Here is a 16,376-nt window from a genome sequence, read left to right as displayed (position 1 = left end):
AGTCGTCACGTTGCTGTGCCTCCTGCGCACATGGGCACGGCAAAGCTCCCCAAGCTCCGCTGCTTCTCCCGCACACATGCTGCACAGCAGGAACCAAGGGCCCACCTGCACACAACCATCTGAGTCACCGACACGGGCTAGCTCACCTCGAGCGAAAGGTGGCCGTGCACAGTCTTTCCCGCTGCGGGCTGGGATTCGAGTAGGAACAACAACGGTGAAGCTTCGATTGTCGGCGCTGCCTCGTACTGTCCGCATGGTGGGCCAGAACAAGCACCATGCCGCCTACTACGCGAAGCGGATGGACGAGCGGATTGAGGAGTTCGTCATGCGTGAGGAACTGGTCATGCTCACCGCGGCCGAGCTCGACGTTGAGAACTGCCGTCCCACTGACTTCCCCAAACCACGCCGGGTGTATGCGTGGGTTCGATACCCCTCCAAAGCCATCCGCGTCCAAGCACATGCGATCGCGTACACGCGCACAGCGGTGAAGATCCGGTTCCTCGAACCTCTCATCAAGATCCAGCGTGAGGGCTGGGTGTGGCTGAACGCGGTCACGCCGGCCTCTGATGGACAGGACGACCGTTCAGCGTAGGCCAAGGGCTTGACGGTCTACTTATGGATCCTGAGCTGCCGGATGATGATACTCATCAGCACGTTGCGGTCGACCTCGGGATGGGACGCAGCCCAGGCACGCAGCGCGTCAGTAAAGCCCGAGGAGTGGGCCTCCCGGGTCCGGAATGGCCTTTGCTTCGGCCCGTAATGCCCCAATTTATACAGCGTCCACCCCTACACGTCGCCTTTCGCGATGTCGGCGCGGGCTTTGGCATAGGCGCCGGTGATGTAGTCCTCGAGCTTGGTGCGTTCGATGCGCCACTGGCCGCGGCCGCCGATCTGGATGGCCGGCAGGTCCCCGGAGGCGAGGAGTCCTCGGATGGTGTTGTGCTTGGTGTTCAGCTCGTCGGCTACCTGCTGCAGGGTGAGGAACCGCAGCGGCTTGGGTTGCTCATCGTCTTGCCTGTCGTCGTGGGGTTGGTCTGTTATGTATCCAGCATTCCAGCCACCAGACGCTGCACCCCTGATCGACGCCACTACAGGCCATCAGTGGGTGGAGGCGACCCTGAGCGAAGCGGGAGGACCATTGCCCTGGTTGAAGTGCCAGCAACACCCCTGGAAGGCACGAGAACGTAAGGTACCGCCGGGTGACGGCGCCCGGCCGCGGACAGGAAAAAGGGCGGCACAGCTGGTGGCTGTACCGCCCCGGATCGGACTGTGGTCTTAGCTGGCCGGGTGTCTACCCGAGGAGATCCTTGTTCGCTGCCGGTGTCCACGTAAGGTCCACGCGCACAGGGTGGGAGAACAAGATGGGTGCGGCCTCCAGGCGGTCCTCAGATATGTCCTCGAATCTGGGCGCTGCGAGCTGAGGTGCGTGGACGATCAGGCTTTCGCTGAACGGCGTCGTCATCGTGACGCTTGAGGCCGGTTGTGCGATGTACTCCGTGGTTCCCATAGGTGCCTCTTCCTGGTTGGTGACTTGGGTGTCACTGCGCAATCACCGTGGGGGTTAGCTGGCGTCCTGCACGATAGGCGTCGGCGCTGGCTATGCTGAGTCCTTGGCAGGGGTCGGGTCGATCTCATCCAGGGTCAGAAGAGCGGGCTCCTCGATGGTCTGAACGAGGTGAATGACTTCATCGGGGTCGAGATCCGCGACCTGAGCTATCACCTCCGGAGGCGTGCCGTGTTCCAGGGCGATGACCACCGCTTCCTTCAGGTTCAGATCCGCATGATCAAGTTCGAACGCGGCTGCTTCCTTGTCTGCCGCTGCAACGGCAATCCTATGGAGATCATTATCGGACATGACGCTAGAACCCTCTTCTGTTGTATGTGACCTGATACCTGCAGACCGGTCCGCCGAAGCCACCCCCACGGGTTCCCACGTACCTGACTGGTCTCTCATGTTTACCCCAGTCACCATTGCCGGCGACAGCGGAATCTGAACCCACACATGGATCCGGGCGACCCCGCACAAAAACCCGGCGGTCCACCTGTCCGGCGTAAACTTGTTCGCGAGTATCGCGTCAGCGGTGTTCAGGGAAGTTGAGCAGCCAGCCTCCCCTTTTTTCCCAGGTACTCATCCCTGGTAGGACAGCCGAAAGTACACCGTGGCCACCACCCCACCTTTCTCCTCACCCTCCCCCTCGTCACATCTCCCTTCCCCGATGCCTGCCTCACCGGCTCCTTCGTCGGAGTTGTTCACCATCTTCGGTCGCACCAAGGGCTATCTCCTGACCGAGCAGACGGCCCACGACGCGGTCGAGGCGTTGGCCGGGGTAGCCAAGGACGTCATCGGCGCTGCGCAGGGTGCCGGGGTGAGCATCGTCGATTCCTCCGGGCACCGCACCAGCGTCGGCGCCACCGACGACGACGTGCTCGAAGCCGACAACCTGCAGTACGACCTCGGCGACGGACCCTGCATCAGCGCCTGGGCTACCGGCACCCCCACCTACATCGCCGACACCCTCAGCGACACCAACAACCACACTGGCAGTGGCCGTGGCAGTGGCAGTGGTGACAGGTGGCAGAAATGGATGGCCGCAGCAGCAGCCAGGGGTGTGCGGTCCTGTCTGAGCGTCCCGTTGCTGAACGAGCCAGCAGCTCTTGGTGCGATGAAGGTCTATTCGACTGTTCCTGACGCGTTCTCCGACGAGGATCAGCGCCTCCTGGCCGCTCTCGCCCGTTCCGCGGCAGCGCTCCTGGGACACATTCAGGCCAGCGACACTCCGCAGCGCATCAGTGATGAAATCAAGGAGTCCCTGGCGAACAGGGACACCATCGGGATTGCCCGAGGGATACTGATGGAACGCCACGGCATCGACCGGCAGGCAGCGATGGACCAGCTGATCGAACAGGCGACACACACCCACACCACCATCGGCACCCAAGCCGCCATGATCAGTGAACGTCAGGACGGCACCGACCCCCACGGTGACCTGTGACTATCCGATATTCACCTGAAGAGCAACGCCTGCGGACCTTGCACGCCATGCACGCCGTCGGACTCGACGTCCCATCGGTGTGGATCCGGTATTTCTCACTCACCGGCAACGCGGACGAAGTCGAGATCGACGCCTACCTCCACGGACTCACCGACCTGTTACCGCTGGACCGGAACCTCGTCTCCCACGCCGTGAACGAACTCATCGCCGAAACACCACCACCGGCCGCCCCCTACACCGACGACCACATGGACAGGCACACGGACAGCCGCACCGACGACGCGTAGGGGACCACCTTGTCCTACCCCTAGCAGGTCGGTCCCGCAGCAAAGCGGACAGTGCAGCTCATGAATCAGTCAATCTGTCTATACGCACCTTTTGATATTCTGTTCTTTTGAGGTCCGGGTTAAGTCGCTAGCCCCGACTTGAGTAAGTCGAACGGCTGTATCGTGACTCACTCCCCTGACTCACTTGTCCCCCTAACCGATGTTGTGTCCAGCGTCGAGTACTTCGTCGACTGCCCCACGGGAACTGTCGAACACTACTTCGCCGACGACACCTTCCACTGGTCCGATGAGATGTTTCGGATCCACGGCTACGAACGCGGCGAGGTCGTTCCGAGCCTGGACCTGGGTATGGCCCACATCGAGCCGGCCGACAGGGATGCGGCCGGAGCCTTCTGGGACCACGTGTCCACCAACAAAGGGCCGGCGTCGGTCTATGCGTCGATCCGGGACCTCAAAGGACGCGTCCACAAAGTCCTCATCCACGCTGACACCATCATCGGCGACGGTGAGCCTGTGGGCGTGTGGGGCCTGGTCGTGGACCTCACCCAGTCCATTCACGTCGATCGGCACCAGCTCGCCAATGAGGCCGTCGCCGCATCCGCGCTGAGCCGATCCGTCATCGAGCAGGCCAAAGGCATCCTGATGGGCCGGGCAGGGCTGAACGCCACGGAGGCGTTCGAGCACATCAGCCAGTACAGCCAGCGAACGAACCGCAAAGTCGTCGTCATCTCCCAGGAGATCATCGACCGCGCCCACCAACTCACCCGACAGGAGCAGCATCAGCCCCGCACCCACGCCCTCCTCGACCTGTTCCGGGCCCTCTGAACATCTCCGCCTGATTTCATCCCTGCTCAATCCCATCCCTGTTAAGGGTCTTCCTACTTGATGCCCTGCACCCGGAGGTCTTGATGGGAACCAGACCACACCCTCACCCTGAGCGTCGGGTTGAAGGCGCACACTGGATGTAAGCAACACGACGATCCCGGACATGTCCGCGCTCGGACCGTTGAATACATTGATGCGCTAGCGCGGATGTGGGGTATTCCGTCGGGCGTCAAGCAGCCGGCCCCTGACGGAAATCTCACCTACCGTCCTCCCACCGTCCCGGGGATTGTCCGGACGCCACGAACTGCTCTCCTGTGTTCGAAGAGTCAGACCCTGCCGATGTGAGCGCAAGTGATACCGGGATTCCGGGAAGCACGACGACTAGCAGCGTTGGAAGTTCGGCAGCAACGGAGTGTTGCACTCTTGTGGTGCTGGGCGAGCAGTGACAGGGTGAAGGTAAGGCGGCTTACCTTTGTGCCGTTCGTTATCAGGAGATTCCATGTTCTTCCACGTCCAGCAGCTCATCAACGAGATCATCCCCGACGAGCCGGATCCCGCCGCAGCCAACGCCCTGCAGGAGGGCCTCGGCGGACAGTTCGGCGAGATGCGCACCATGATGCAGTACCTGTTCCAGAGCATGAATTTCCGCGGTGCCGCCGCCAAGCCCTACCGCGACCTGATCCAGGGCATCGGAACGGAGGAGATCAGCCACGTCGAGCTGATCGGTACCACCATCTCCCGTCTTCTCGACGGATCACCCCGTTACCAGGGAAAGCTCGACGACCCACTGGACACCCCCGGTGCCGGCGGCGCTATCCCGCTGAACCTCGCCCTGTCCCAGGGCAACATCCATCACTACCTCGTGGGGGCGCAGGGTGCCCTGCCGGTGGACTCGGCCGGCAACCCGTGGAGCGGCAGCTACGTCTACAATTCGGGCAACCTCCCCCTGGATCTGCTGTACAACCTGATGCTCGAGGCGACTGGCCGGCTGCAGAAGTGCCGCATGTACGAGATGACGGACAACAAGACCGCACGCTCCACGATCTCCTACCTGATCGTCCGCGACCAGGCGCACGAGAACGGCTACGCCAAGGCACTCGAGACCCTGGGCGTGAACTGGAAATCTTTGCTGCCGATCCCGAAGACCAACGCCGAGCAGTTCCCCGAGGTCAAGAAGCTCCTCGACCTCGGGCTGCAGAGCAAGCAGTACACCTTCGACCTCAGGGGACAGTCCGAGGCCGGGAAGATCTACCAGGGGATGTCACCCTCGAACGACGGGACGACCCTCGACGCCAGTGAGCAGGCACCTGCAGGCGTGCCCTCAGAGATCGCACCGGAACGCCTGGAGGAGTTCGCCCCCGGGCTGGATCCCGAGCTGCTCCAGCTGATCCAAGCTACGGCCGACATGGAGATGGCGGACATAGACGCGACATTCGGTCCCATGTCCTCCAGGTAACGACTCCACCGCACACCAAAGGGGGTGCCCGCAGCAGCGAGTACCCCCTTGATGTATGCGCCTTCTGACGATGCCCGAACATCACCCGCCACGTCGGAACTGACGTCAGCTGCTCATCGACCCTTGCGCGTCGTCGGGGATTACTGCCCGAAAAATAGCTGAAGGAGAACCAGCCCGCGAAGCCCGGAGAGCACTCAAACGAGAACTCTCCAACGTCCACTACCCACAGCTCCTCCAATGTCACCACCATCAGTAATGTGCGGTCGACTTCGGAGTGGGAGTCGCCTAGGTGTCTAGCGCGTCGGTGTACGCGCATGCCCGCCGCCCGGTTCGAGGGCGGTGACTCAACCGCCGCTAGAAGGCCTGCGCGTTGGCCAGGACGGGAAGCTTCATGCGGGCGTCATCGGTCTCCGTCGCGTCGATGTCTGTAAAGACGAGGGCCGGTCCCGCGCCCAGCTCTTCAAGCACCTTCCCCAGCGGTGAGATGACGGTGCTGTACCCGATACCGGTGGGTGCTGTCCCTTCGACATCCAGTCCGCTGGCGGCGGGGTCGGCCTGTCCGCAGGCGATGACGAAGGTGGTGCTGTCGAGGGCACGCGCCCGGGCCAGCAGGCTCCACTGGTCGATCTTCCCTTCGCCCGCCCCCCACGAGGCACAGACGACGTTGATGCGGGCACCCTGCTTGGCGTTGGCGCTGAAGAGAGCCGGGAACCGGATGTCATAGCAGGTTGCCAGCCCTACCGTGACCCCATCTACGGGGAAGGTCACAGGGCGCGTGCCGGGTTGGACGCTGTCCGACTCCCGGTATCCAAAGGCGTCGAAGAGGTGCACTTTGTCGTAGCTCGTGTCGACATCAGGGCCAACGGCGAGAAGAGTGTTGCGCACGCGCCCTTCGCTTCCCGGGGTGAACATGCCGACGACGATGACAATACCGAGCTCGATGGCGAGGTCCCGGACGCCGGAGGCCCAAGGACCGTCGAGTGGTTCGACGACGGCCGAGAGGTCATTGCCGAAAGCGCACATCGTGGCTTCGGGAAAGACGATCAAGGCGGACTTCGCTTCCGCTGCACGGCGTGTGAGGTCCTCGACCTGTCGCAGGTTCTCGCTCGGATCGGAACCGCTCGTCATCTGGGCTATGGCTACGCGCATCGGTCACTCCTTTTCGTTGTATACCTAAAGTATGGGAAAAACGGGTGGGGCGTCTGTGTCGGGCCGCGAGAAGGCATACGCCTATCTCCGCGAGAACGTCCTGAGCGACTTGTCCATGCAGGGGCAGTTCCTCAACGAGCAGGAGCTGGCAGAGCGTATCGGGGTGTCGCGGACTCCTGTACGGGAGGCGTTCCTTCTCCTGGTCGCCGATGGGCTGGTCGAGTTGATCCCCCAGCGTGGTGCCTACATTCCAATCGTGACGGCGCGTCAGATCTCCGACCTCATGGAACTGCGGGGCGTACTGGAAAGCCACGCCGCGAGGGTGACTGTTGCGGCCGGCTCCCCTCCGGTGGAGGGAATGCAGGCGATCCTCGAGCAGCAGTCCGACCTGCCGGATCCGCTGACCGGGGCCTCCGTGAAGGAATTCATCCGTCTTGATGCCATGTTCCATCAGGAGCTGGTCGACGCCGCAGGAAATTCCCTCATGTCGCAGACGTATCGCAAACTGCAGGTACGTCAGGTGCTCGTAGGCGTGGAGGCGATGATCAAGGTCGACGGGCGCCGACAGCAGGTCTGCACCGAGCACCAGGCGATCATCGACGCCCTCGCCGCGGGTGACGCGGAAAAGGCGATCCTCGAGCACCTCGCCGTTACCCGCAGCATCCTGCTCCGCGCCTGAAAGGGCGTAGAGCAGGATGCGCGAGACGTGCAGCGTAGGCTTCAGACCTTCGTACCCTCGAGCAGCAGGCGGTACTCCTCGTCCTCGGTGCCATGCGGGTTACGGCCGAGAGCAAGGCCGATGAGGGTGACGAGCGCTGCGACGCCCACATAGAGGGCTACCGGTACCCAGCTGTCGAAATTGCTCAGCAACACCGTGAACATGAGGGGTGCGATCGCTCCGCCGATGACGCCGGCGAACGTGTAGGCCAGTGAGCTGCCGGTGGCCCGGAGCCGTGGGGAGAACTGCTCGACGATGAACGCGGCCTGAGGCCCGTACATGAAGGAGTGGCAGGCCAGTCCGAGGACGATCCCGATGATGAGCAGGAACTGGTTGTCGCCATCGAGCAGCGTGAAGAAGACGAAAGTCCAGGAGGCGCCGAGTGCGGCGGCGATCCCGTAGACAAGGCGGCGGTTGACACGGTCCGAGATGGCCCCGGCGAGGGGGATGAGGAAGAGCTGGAAGGCTGAACCGATCAGGACTGCGGTGAGGACCTGGCCGCGCTCGAATCCGAGGACCTGGATGCCGTAGGTGAGGGTGAAGACGGTGAACAGCGCGTACAGCACGTCAGGTCCCACGCGGGAGAGGATCGCTGCGATGAGGGGACGGAGCTCATTCCGGAAGACTTCCTTGATCGGTGCTGCAGGCCTCTCGCCGTGTGCTTCGATCGCTTTGAAGACGGGGGTGTCTTCAAGGCGGAGACGGATCCACAGGCCGAACCCGACGAGCAGCGCCGACGCAAGGAACGCGATACGCCAGCCGAAGTCCAGGAATTGCTCCTCGGACAGCAGGACCGTAAGGAGTGCGAGGGCACCATTGGCCAGGAGGTTACCTGCGGGCGGGCCGACCTGAGCGGCTGAGGCCCAGAAACCGCGCTTCTTCGGGTCGCCATATTCACTGGACAGCAGCACCGCACCACCCCACTCACCACCGACCCCGACACCCTGCGCAAAGCGCAGCATGACGAGGATGATCGGCGCGGCGATGCCGATCGAGGCATACCCCGGCAGTACCCCGATCAGCACGGTGGCGATGCCGATGATCATCAGCGTGATCACGAGGATCTTCTTCCGGCCGATCCGGTCCCCGAGACGGCCGAAGATGATTCCGCCGACTGGGCGGGAGATGTACCCCACCGCGTAGGTGGAGAAGGCCAGGATGGTGCCGGTCAGCGGATCCGATGCGGGGAAGAAGATGATCGGGAAGACGACCGCGGCCGCCGCGGAGTAGACGGCGAAGTCGTACCATTCCAACGCCGTACCGGTGAGGCTCGCGGCGAATGCCTTGTACAGCCCTGGGGGTCGCGGAGGGGTCTGAGCGGATGCAGGGGCTCCTGCTATTCCGGGGCTGTGTGCCATCGGTGTTCTCCAGTCTGAGAGTGATTCCCGCCACACCGGCGTTAGGTGTATACATTACGCATACATGTTGTAGATTTACGACCACTTCGGTTTCCGGAACGTAAATTCTCGCCCCAACAGAAGGACGGCCCCATGGCTACTCTCACTTTTGATCTGACCGACGGCACCACACGCGAGGTCCAGGTCACCCGCCTCCTCAACGCGGGCTATGCCGGGCGCGAGCAGGACGAGGTGCAGGCCCATATCGCCGAACTCGCCGAGCTCGGGGTTCCGGGTCCCACCACGACCCCGGCCCTGTATCCCGTATCCCCCTACCTCGCCCAGCAGACCGACGAAGTCAGCGTGCAGCACGGCAAGACCTCGGGCGAAGCTGAATGGGCCCTGATCATCACCGAAGACGACGTGCTCCTCACTGTTGCCTGCGATCACACTGATCGCGCTCTCGAGGTGCATGGCGTGGCCTGGAGCAAGAATGCGAGCCCGGATGTGTTGGGGCGGACGGCCTGGCGGCTCGACGACGTACGCGACCACCTCGACGACATCACGCTCAAGGGATGGGTTCGCACGGATACAGGAGAAGAACTGATCCAGGACAGCACCCTCGGGGCCCTCCTGTCCCCCGACTATTGGCTCGACGTCCTGAAGGAGAAAGGGATACACCAGCCCGGCACTGTGCTCATCTCCGGAACCGTCGCCATGATCCATGGCGTCGACCAGTTCGCGTCCACCTGGCGGGTCGAGATGGCAGACCCGACCACGGGACTTTCGATCGATGCCCGTTACGACATCGTCCCCATGCCTGAACCCATCGGCTGAGTGCCGCGCACCGTCAGCCTCGCACCACGTAGCTGACGGTGCGCACGAGACGCTTCAGCTGTGAGGCGGGTCTATTCGCCGACGCGCGCTCGGCGGAGGCGACGCCCTGAACTCCCGTCGTCCATCTGGCGCCCCGCAGTGCTCTCCCGCACCACGAGCCGCGTCGGCACCAGCTCCCGCCCCGGCTCCGTCGAGTTCTCCCGCATCTGCTTCAGCACCTTGTCCACGCAGCGCCGGCCCACCTCCGCGAAGTCCTGGTGCACTGTCGTCAGGGGCGGACTGAAGGACGTACTGTCCGGGATGTCGTCGAAGCCCACGATCGAGACGTCCTGCGGTACCCGGATGCCCTTCTCATGGAATGCCCGCAGCACCCCCAGCGCCATCTGGTCATTCCCCACGAACACCGCGGTGCAGTCGGAGGACGCCAGGGTGAGCCCTGCGAGGTAGCCCGAGTCCGCCGACCAGTCCCCCCGCAGCAGCGGCGGCTCCGCGCAATCTCGCGCGGCCAGGGTCTGGCGCCACGCGTTGACGCGCCGCTCCGACGCGAAGGACGCCGACGGCCCGGCTACATGCCATACCGTCGCATGCCCCAGATCAAGCAGGTGCTCCACGGCCTTCTGGGCGCCGTCGGCCTGGTCCGTGTCGATCACGCTGTAGCCGTCGCTCGCATCGGAGTCCACCACCACGGCGTGGACGCCGGGCGGCAGGGACACCGTGGCGGCGTCGAGCAGATGGACCTCCATGATCACGATGATCGCGTCCACCGCCAGCTCGTTCAGCCGCGAGAAAGCCCCCCGCACACCGGCCTGCGTCGGCGCGGAGACGGGGATCAGCGTGATGGCGTAATCCTCCTCCGCGGCGCGGGCCGCGATGGCCTCGAGCGTGCGGACGTTCCCCGTGGTGGACAGCGTGAACAGGATGACGCCGAGCGTCCGGAAGCTCCCCCGCTTCAGGGCCCGCGCGGCGCTGTTGGGCCGGTAGCCCAGCTCGTCCATAGCGGCGATGACCTGCTGCCGCGTCGACTCGATGACGCCGGGGCTGCCGTTGGACACCCTCGACACCGTCTGCGCCGAGACGCCGGCCAGGCGGGCGACGTCGGACATCGAGACGCGCCGGTCCTCACGAAGGAGGTGTTGACGCGGCGTGGATGACATGTGACCATCGTAACAACAATGTTTACGTAAACATCCTGCTCCACGTCCTGCTATGTTTACGCAAACATCATCGACAGAGTCAGAAGGATCCACCCATGACGACGGCGTCTCCCCCACCGGCCGTGCTCGGCACGCAGCCGAAGCCCGCCAAGCGAGCGCAGAAGCGCAGCCAGAAGCGCTCCTGGTCCGGCTGGCTCTTCATCGGACCGTTCATGGCGGTGTTCGCGGTGGTCTTCCTCGCACCGATCGCCTACTCGATCTGGCTCAGCTTCTTCCGCAACCAGCTCGTGGGCGGCAACGGCTTCGTGGGTCTCGCGAACTACAGCCAGGCCCTGCAGGACTCGCAGTTCTGGTCCTCGCTCCTCCGCGTGACCCTGTTCCTCGCGGTCCAGGTGCCGGTGATGCTGCTGATCGCCCTGCTGGTGGCCCTGGCCCTGGACAGCGGCCGGCTCTACGGGAAGTCCTTCTTCCGCATCTCGATCTTCCTGCCGTACGCGGTGCCCGCCGTCGTCGCCAGCCTCATGTGGGGCTTCATGTACGGCACGCGGTTCGGTCTGGTAGGCAACATCAACAGCGCGCTCGGCACGAACATCCCCAACCCGCTCTCACCGGACCTGATCCTCGCGGCGATCGGCAACATCGTCACGTGGGAGTTCATCGGCTACAACATGCTGATCTTCTACTCCGCCCTCCGCGTGATCCCGAAGTCCCTGTACGAGGCCGCGGAGATCGACGGCGCCAGCCAGTTCCGCCTCGTCACCGCCATCAAGCTCCCTGCCATCCGCGGAGCCCTCGTGGTGGCCGGCATCTTCTCGGTGATCGGCAGCTTCCAGCTCTTCAACGAGCCCGCCATCCTGCAGAGCCTCGCGCCGAACTCCATCTCCACGTACTTCACCCCGAACCTGTACGCCTACTCGCTGAGCTTCTCCGGCCAGCAGTACAACTACTCCGCCACCGTGGCCATCATCATGGGCGTCATCACCATGGTCATCGCCTACGCCGTGCAGCTGCGCGGCATGCGGAAGGAAAGCTGACCATGAGCGTCGCCGTCGAACCCACCCGCACGGACAAGCACAGGACCAAGCAGAAGACGAAGCCCGGCTACGTGCGCATGAAGAGCACACGCCGCGGCGTCGACAACCCGAAGCGCAGCGTCCTGCTGACCGTCCTCACCGGGATCGTCCTGGTCTACAGCCTCATCCCGCTGGTCTGGCTGTTCATCAACTCGTCCAAGACCCAGGCCGATCTCTTCACCTCGTTCGGCCTCTGGTTCAGCGGCGACTTCGCCCTCTTCGGCAACATCGGCGACACCCTCGCCTACGACGACGGCATCTTCGGCCGCTGGTTCCTCAACACCGTGCTCTACGTGGTGCTGGGCGCCGGCGGGGCCACGTTCCTCGCCGTCCTCGGCGGGTACGCCCTCGCGAAGTTCAATTTCCCGGGCAAGAAGGCCGTGTTCGCCGTCGTCATCGGCGCGGTGGCCGTTCCCGGTACCGCCCTGGCGGTCCCCACCTTCCTGATGTTCAGCGAGATGGGCCTCACCAACACCCCGTGGTCCGTGATCATCCCGTCGCTCATCTCGCCGTTCGGCCTGTACCTGATGTGGACGTTCGCCTCCGAGGCCATCCCCACCGAACTGCTGGAATCGGCCCGCATGGACGGCGCCGGCGAGTTCCGCACGTTCTTCCAGATCTGCCTGCCGCTGCTGGGCCCGGGCATCGTCACAGTGCTGCTGTTCACCATGGTGGCCACGTGGAACAACTACTTCCTGCCGCTGATCATGCTCAAGGACCCCGCCTGGTACCCGCTGACCCTGGGCCTGAACGCCTGGAACGCGCAGGCCTCGACGGCCGGTGGCGAGGCGATCTTCAACCTCGTCATCACCGGCTCCCTCCTCACCATCCTCCCGCTGATCGCAGCGTTCCTGCTGCTGCAGCGCTTCTGGCAGTCCGGCCTCAGTGCCGGAGCCGTCAAAGAGTAAAAGCCCCTTCCGAAAAACAATGAAGTGAAAAGGAACCCCATGAAGAGCAAAATCTCCCCGGCGGTGCTGCGCGGTTCGGCACTCGCCCTCGCAGCAGCCCTCGCCCTCACCGGTTGCGGTGGCGGCGGGAACGACGCCGGCGCAGCACCCGAAGAGGTCAGCGCCGACGACGTCCAGGCGGCCCTCGAGGAGGGTGGCGACCTCACCATCTGGGCGTGGGAGCCCACCCTCGAGAAGGTCGTCGAGGACTTCGAGGCCGAGCACCCGAACGTGAACATCGACCTCGTGAACGCCGGCACCGGCAACGACCAGTACACGGCACTGCAGAACGCGGTCGCCGCGGGCTCGGGCGTTCCCGACGTCGCGCAGATCGAGTACTTCGCGCTCCCCCAGTTCGCCCTCGCCGAATCCGTCCAGGACCTCACCGGTTACGGCGCCGGTGACCTCGCCGACACCTTCAACCCCGGCCCGTGGAGCTCCGTCCAGGCAGGCGAAGGCATCTACGGCCTCCCCATGGATTCCGGTCCCATGGCCCTGTACTACAACACCGAGGTGTTCGAGAAGCACGGCATCGAGGTCCCCACCACCTGGGACGAGTACGTCGAGGCCGCCCGCGCGCTCCACGCGGCGGACCCCAGCATCTACATCGCCAATGACACGGGCGACGCCGGCCTGACCACGAGCCTCATCTGGCAGGCGGGTGGCCAGCCCTACAAGGTCGACGGCACCGACGTGACCATCGACTTCTCCGACGAGGGCTCCACCAGGTTCGCCGAGACCTGGCAGCAGCTGCTCGACGAGGACCTCCTCTCGCCCATCACCTCCTGGAGCGACGAGTGGTACCAGGGCCTCGGCAACGGCACCATCGCCACCCTCGCCACCGGCGCCTGGATGCCCGGCAACTTCACCTCCGGCGTCCCCGCGGCGTCCGGCAAGTGGCGCGCCGCACCGCTCCCCCAGTGGGAAGAGGGCGGCACCGCGAGCGCCGAGAACGGCGGCAGCTCGCTGACCATCCCGACAGCGAGCGAGAAGGGCGCCCTCGCATACGCCTTCCTCGACTACGCGAACGTGGGCGACGGCGTGCAGACCCGGATCGACGGCGGCGCGTTCCCCGCAACGGCGGCGGCCCTCGAGTCCGAGGAGTTCCTCAACTCGGAGTTCGAGTACTTCGGCGGCCAGAAGGCCAACCAGATCTTCGCCGAGTCCGCGCAGAACGTTCCCGAGGGCTGGTCCTACCTGCCCTTCCAGGCGTACGCCAACAGCATCTTCAACGACACTGCGGGCCAGGCCTACGTCTCGGACACCCCCCTCACCGAGGGCCTGAAGAGCTGGCAGGACGCGAGCATCAAGTACGGCACCGAGCAGGGCTTCACCGTCTCGGAGTAGCCGCTCGACCAGATCCACCAGACCCGGACCGGGCGGGAGCTCGCGCGCACCCGCCCGGTCCGTTCCACCCCCCCTGTACCCGCCATCGTCGTCTCCCCTCCTTGGATGGAGCGGGCCGACGACGGCGGGAGCACCACTCGCGCGCCACACGTCTCGAGAAACACCCCAAGGAGCACTACCGTGTCGACACCCACTCCCCACCGCTGGCTGCGCTGGCCGTCCGAGCCCGACCGAGCACGCATGGCCTTCGGCGCCGACTACAACCCCGAGCAGTGGCCGCGCGAGACGTGGGACGAGGACGTGCGCCTCATGCGTGAGGCCGGCGTCAACGTGGTGTCGCTCGCGATCTTCTCCTGGGCCCGCCTGCAGCCCGAGCGTGACAGCTGGAACTTCGCCTGGCTCGACGAGGTCATCGACCTCCTGCACGCCAACGGCATCGCCGTCGACCTCGCCACCGCGACCGCCTCCCCGCCGCCGTGGCTCGCCACCGAGCACCCCGAGATCCTCCCCGTCACGGCCGACGGCGGCACCCTCTGGCCAGGTGCCCGCCAGCACTGGCGCCCCACCAGCCCCGTCTTCCGCGAGCACGCCCTGAGACTCGTCGCCGCGATGGCCGAGCGCTACAAGGACCACCCCGCCGTGTGCGCCTGGCACATCTCCAACGAGCTCGGCTGCCACAACATCTACGACTACTCCGACGACGCCGCCCGCGGCTTCCGCACCTGGCTGACCGACCGCTACGGCAGCATCGACGCCCTCAACGACGCCTGGGGCACCGACTTCTGGTCCCAGCGCTACACGCGCTTCGAGCAGATCCTGCCCCCGCGCCAGGCCGCCTCGCACCCCAACCCCACGCAGCAGCTCGACTTCAAGCGCTTCTCCTCGGACGCCCTCAAGCAGTACCTGCGCGAGGAGCGCGACATCCTGCGCAGCATCACCCCGGACATCCCCATCACCACCAACTTCATGGTCATGGGCGAGACCAAGGGCATGGACTACGCCGACTGGGCCGCCGAGGTGGACTTCGTCGCCAACGACCACTACTTCGTCCCCGGCCCGCAGGCCGTCGACGAGCTTTCCTTCTCCGCGAACCTCACCGGTAACATCGCCGGCGGCAAGCCCTGGTTCCTCATGGAGCACTCCACGAGCGCCGTGAACTGGCAGCCCGTCAACACCCCGAAGAAGTCAGGTGCCCTGCGCCGGGACTCCCTCACGCACGTGGCCCATGGCGCCGATGCCGTCTGCTACTTCCAGTGGCGGCAGTCCAAGGCCGGCGCCGAGAAGTTCCATTCGGCGATGGTCCCCCACGCCGGTGAGGACAGCCCGATCTTCCGCGACGTCGTCGCCCTCGGCCGGGAACTCGCCTCGTTGTCCGACGTCGTCGGCTCCCGCCGCGCCCAGGCACCCGCCGCGATCGTCTTCGACTGGGACTCCTGGTGGGCCTCCGAGCAGGACTCCCACCCGTCCGACCGCCTGCGCTACAAGCAGGAGGCCCTCGACTGGTACTCGGCGTTCCTGGCCCTCGGCATCCGTGCGGACGTCGTCCCGTCCGCGACCGACCTCGCCGGCTACGGCCTCGTCGTCGCCCCCATCCTGCACACCGTCCCGGCCGCGCTGAAGTCCCGCCTCGAGGAATACGTCTCCGGCGGTGGGCACCTCGTCGCGAGCTACTTCAGCGGCATCACCGACGATAACGACCACATCTGGCTCGGCGGCTACCCCGGCGCCCTCGCGGACCTGCTCGGCGTGCGCATCGACGAGTTCGGCCCACTGCTCGACGGCGAGGACGTCTCCCTGGACAACGGCACGACGGCGACGCTGTGGGCCGACCGCGTGCAGCCCCGGGCCGACGGCGTCGAGGTCCTCGCCCGCTACACCACCGGTGAGCATGCCGGGGACGCGGCTGTGACGCGCAACCCCGTCGGCCCCGGCAGTGCCGCCTACGTGGGCGCCCGCCTCGGCGCCGTAGGCCTCGAGCCTGTCCTCGCGGACCTCGCCGCCCGCGCCGGGATCGCCAGCGAGCTTCCCGCCGAGCTGCGCGGCGCCGTCGAGCAGGTGCTGCGCACCGGTGACGACGCCGACTACGTCTTCCTCATCAACCGCACCGACGAGCCGGTGGACATCACCGGCGTCGACGGCGACACCCTCACGGGCGAGGAGTCCAAGCTGGCTCCCCGCTCCGTCGCCGTCCTCACGAGGAAGGTCTCGCGCACCACCTAGGACCATCACCGCAGTACACACCCTTGCTGGAAG

Annotated in this window: 17 protein-coding genes; 11 read left to right on the top strand and 6 right to left on the bottom strand. The window is 65.1% G+C overall.

From position 1 onward, the window contains the following. Nucleotides 1-214 precede the first annotated feature (214 nt). Nucleotides 215-592, top strand: a complete 378-nt coding sequence (locus ACIQCY_RS14645; RefSeq protein WP_400484633.1) for a hypothetical protein — start codon at nucleotides 215-217, stop codon at nucleotides 590-592. A gap of 194 nt (nucleotides 593-786) precedes the next feature. Here ACIQCY_RS14645 and ACIQCY_RS14640 read toward each other — a convergent pair whose 3' ends face one another. The 3 genes from ACIQCY_RS14640 to ACIQCY_RS14630 all read right to left on the bottom strand — a co-directional run bounded on the left by ACIQCY_RS14640 (nucleotide 787) and on the right by ACIQCY_RS14630 (nucleotide 1,855). Next, nucleotides 787-1,089 carry a helix-turn-helix domain-containing protein gene (locus ACIQCY_RS14640; RefSeq protein ID WP_400484632.1) on the bottom strand — a complete coding sequence of 101 codons (303 nt, stop codon included), beginning with the start codon at nucleotides 1,087-1,089 and terminating at the stop codon, nucleotides 787-789. Between the two features lie 202 nt (nucleotides 1,090-1,291). Further along, nucleotides 1,292-1,507, bottom strand: a complete 216-nt coding sequence (locus tag ACIQCY_RS14635) for a hypothetical protein (RefSeq protein ID WP_400484631.1) — start codon at nucleotides 1,505-1,507, stop codon at nucleotides 1,292-1,294. Nucleotides 1,508-1,597: 90 nt separating this feature from the next. Next, nucleotides 1,598-1,855 carry a hypothetical protein gene (locus ACIQCY_RS14630; RefSeq protein WP_400484630.1) on the bottom strand — a complete coding sequence of 86 codons (258 nt, stop codon included), beginning with the start codon at nucleotides 1,853-1,855 and terminating at the stop codon, nucleotides 1,598-1,600. A 361-nt stretch (nucleotides 1,856-2,216) separates the two neighbouring features. On the opposite strand from ACIQCY_RS14630, the gene ACIQCY_RS14625 reads away from it, so the two are divergent. The 4 genes from ACIQCY_RS14625 to ACIQCY_RS14610 all read left to right on the top strand — a co-directional run bounded on the left by ACIQCY_RS14625 (nucleotide 2,217) and on the right by ACIQCY_RS14610 (nucleotide 5,561). Then, nucleotides 2,217-2,993 (top strand): GAF and ANTAR domain-containing protein, encoded by a 777-nt coding sequence (locus ACIQCY_RS14625; RefSeq protein WP_400484629.1) that lies wholly within the window; start codon nucleotides 2,217-2,219, stop codon nucleotides 2,991-2,993. Nucleotides 2,994-3,040: 47 nt separating this feature from the next. Next, nucleotides 3,041-3,280, top strand: a complete 240-nt coding sequence (locus ACIQCY_RS14620; protein ID WP_400484628.1) for a hypothetical protein — start codon at nucleotides 3,041-3,043, stop codon at nucleotides 3,278-3,280. Between the two features lie 204 nt (nucleotides 3,281-3,484). Continuing rightward, nucleotides 3,485-4,105, top strand: a complete 621-nt coding sequence (locus ACIQCY_RS14615) for an ANTAR domain-containing protein (protein ID WP_400484627.1) — start codon at nucleotides 3,485-3,487, stop codon at nucleotides 4,103-4,105. Nucleotides 4,106-4,604: 499 nt separating this feature from the next. Continuing rightward, a complete protein-coding gene (locus ACIQCY_RS14610; RefSeq protein WP_400484626.1) occupies nucleotides 4,605-5,561 on the top strand; it encodes a manganese catalase family protein in 957 nt (318 codons plus the stop codon). 354 nt (nucleotides 5,562-5,915) lie between these two features. On the opposite strand, the gene ACIQCY_RS14605 is transcribed toward ACIQCY_RS14610, so the two are convergent. Beyond that, the gene (locus tag ACIQCY_RS14605) at nucleotides 5,916-6,710 is read right to left on the bottom strand and encodes a carbon-nitrogen hydrolase family protein (RefSeq protein WP_400484625.1); all 795 of its coding nucleotides are present in this window, start codon (nucleotides 6,708-6,710) and stop codon (nucleotides 5,916-5,918) included. 31 nt (nucleotides 6,711-6,741) lie between these two features. On the opposite strand from ACIQCY_RS14605, the gene ACIQCY_RS14600 reads away from it, so the two are divergent. After that, nucleotides 6,742-7,389: a GntR family transcriptional regulator gene (locus ACIQCY_RS14600; protein ID WP_400484624.1), complete on the top strand. Its 648-nt coding sequence runs from the start codon at nucleotides 6,742-6,744 to the stop codon at nucleotides 7,387-7,389. Nucleotides 7,390-7,430: 41 nt separating this feature from the next. Here the strand turns inward: ACIQCY_RS14600 and ACIQCY_RS14595 are convergent, their stop codons facing one another. After that, nucleotides 7,431-8,786 carry an MFS transporter gene (locus ACIQCY_RS14595; protein ID WP_400484623.1) on the bottom strand — a complete coding sequence of 452 codons (1,356 nt, stop codon included), beginning with the start codon at nucleotides 8,784-8,786 and terminating at the stop codon, nucleotides 7,431-7,433. 132 nt (nucleotides 8,787-8,918) lie between these two features. On the opposite strand from ACIQCY_RS14595, the gene ACIQCY_RS14590 reads away from it, so the two are divergent. Then, nucleotides 8,919-9,602, top strand: coding sequence for a DUF2848 domain-containing protein (locus ACIQCY_RS14590; protein ID WP_400484622.1), 684 nt, complete (start codon nucleotides 8,919-8,921; stop codon nucleotides 9,600-9,602). 71 nt (nucleotides 9,603-9,673) lie between these two features. On the opposite strand, the gene ACIQCY_RS14585 is transcribed toward ACIQCY_RS14590, so the two are convergent. Continuing rightward, complete coding sequence (locus ACIQCY_RS14585; RefSeq protein WP_400484621.1) at nucleotides 9,674-10,756, bottom strand: LacI family DNA-binding transcriptional regulator; 1,083 nt, start codon at nucleotides 10,754-10,756, stop codon at nucleotides 9,674-9,676. Nucleotides 10,757-10,851: 95 nt separating this feature from the next. Here ACIQCY_RS14585 and ACIQCY_RS14580 point away from each other — a divergent pair, with 95 nt between their 5' ends. From ACIQCY_RS14580 to ACIQCY_RS14565, 4 genes are all read left to right on the top strand, one after another. Beyond that, nucleotides 10,852-11,790, top strand: a complete 939-nt coding sequence (locus ACIQCY_RS14580; protein WP_400484620.1) for a carbohydrate ABC transporter permease — start codon at nucleotides 10,852-10,854, stop codon at nucleotides 11,788-11,790. 77 nt (nucleotides 11,791-11,867) lie between these two features. Beyond that, entirely contained in the window at nucleotides 11,868-12,737 is an 870-nt protein-coding gene (locus ACIQCY_RS14575) for a carbohydrate ABC transporter permease (RefSeq protein WP_400484674.1), read from the top strand. A 39-nt stretch (nucleotides 12,738-12,776) separates the two neighbouring features. Continuing rightward, nucleotides 12,777-14,123: an ABC transporter substrate-binding protein gene (locus ACIQCY_RS14570; RefSeq protein ID WP_400484619.1), complete on the top strand. Its 1,347-nt coding sequence runs from the start codon at nucleotides 12,777-12,779 to the stop codon at nucleotides 14,121-14,123. 180 nt (nucleotides 14,124-14,303) lie between these two features. Next, nucleotides 14,304-16,343: a beta-galactosidase gene (locus tag ACIQCY_RS14565; protein WP_400484618.1), complete on the top strand. Its 2,040-nt coding sequence runs from the start codon at nucleotides 14,304-14,306 to the stop codon at nucleotides 16,341-16,343. Nucleotides 16,344-16,376: the final 33 nt, after the last annotated feature.

This window comes from Arthrobacter sp. NPDC092385 (assembly GCF_044755105.1).
Lineage (GTDB): Bacteria > Actinomycetota > Actinomycetes > Actinomycetales > Micrococcaceae > Arthrobacter_D.
This window is presented reverse-complemented; position numbering and strand designations above follow the sequence as displayed.

Coding starts and splice junctions, on each gene's coding strand:
- ACIQCY_RS14635 (WP_400484631.1), bottom strand. CDS start 1,507: ATGGGAACCACGGAGTACATCGCACAACCGGCCTCAAGCGTCACGATG.
- ACIQCY_RS14630 (WP_400484630.1), bottom strand. CDS start 1,855: ATGTCCGATAATGATCTCCATAGGATTGCCGTTGCAGCGGCAGACAAG.
- ACIQCY_RS14625 (WP_400484629.1), top strand. CDS start 2,217: ATGCCTGCCTCACCGGCTCCTTCGTCGGAGTTGTTCACCATCTTCGGT.
- ACIQCY_RS14620 (WP_400484628.1), top strand. CDS start 3,041: ATGCACGCCGTCGGACTCGACGTCCCATCGGTGTGGATCCGGTATTTC.
- ACIQCY_RS14610 (WP_400484626.1), top strand. CDS start 4,605: ATGTTCTTCCACGTCCAGCAGCTCATCAACGAGATCATCCCCGACGAG.
- ACIQCY_RS14605 (WP_400484625.1), bottom strand. CDS start 6,710: ATGCGCGTAGCCATAGCCCAGATGACGAGCGGTTCCGATCCGAGCGAG.
- ACIQCY_RS14600 (WP_400484624.1), top strand. CDS start 6,742: ATGGGAAAAACGGGTGGGGCGTCTGTGTCGGGCCGCGAGAAGGCATAC.
- ACIQCY_RS14595 (WP_400484623.1), bottom strand. CDS start 8,786: ATGGCACACAGCCCCGGAATAGCAGGAGCCCCTGCATCCGCTCAGACC.
- ACIQCY_RS14590 (WP_400484622.1), top strand. CDS start 8,919: ATGGCTACTCTCACTTTTGATCTGACCGACGGCACCACACGCGAGGTC.
- ACIQCY_RS14585 (WP_400484621.1), bottom strand. CDS start 10,756: ATGTCATCCACGCCGCGTCAACACCTCCTTCGTGAGGACCGGCGCGTC.
- ACIQCY_RS14580 (WP_400484620.1), top strand. CDS start 10,852: ATGACGACGGCGTCTCCCCCACCGGCCGTGCTCGGCACGCAGCCGAAG.
- ACIQCY_RS14575 (WP_400484674.1), top strand. CDS start 11,868: ATGAAGAGCACACGCCGCGGCGTCGACAACCCGAAGCGCAGCGTCCTG.
- ACIQCY_RS14570 (WP_400484619.1), top strand. CDS start 12,777: ATGAAGAGCAAAATCTCCCCGGCGGTGCTGCGCGGTTCGGCACTCGCC.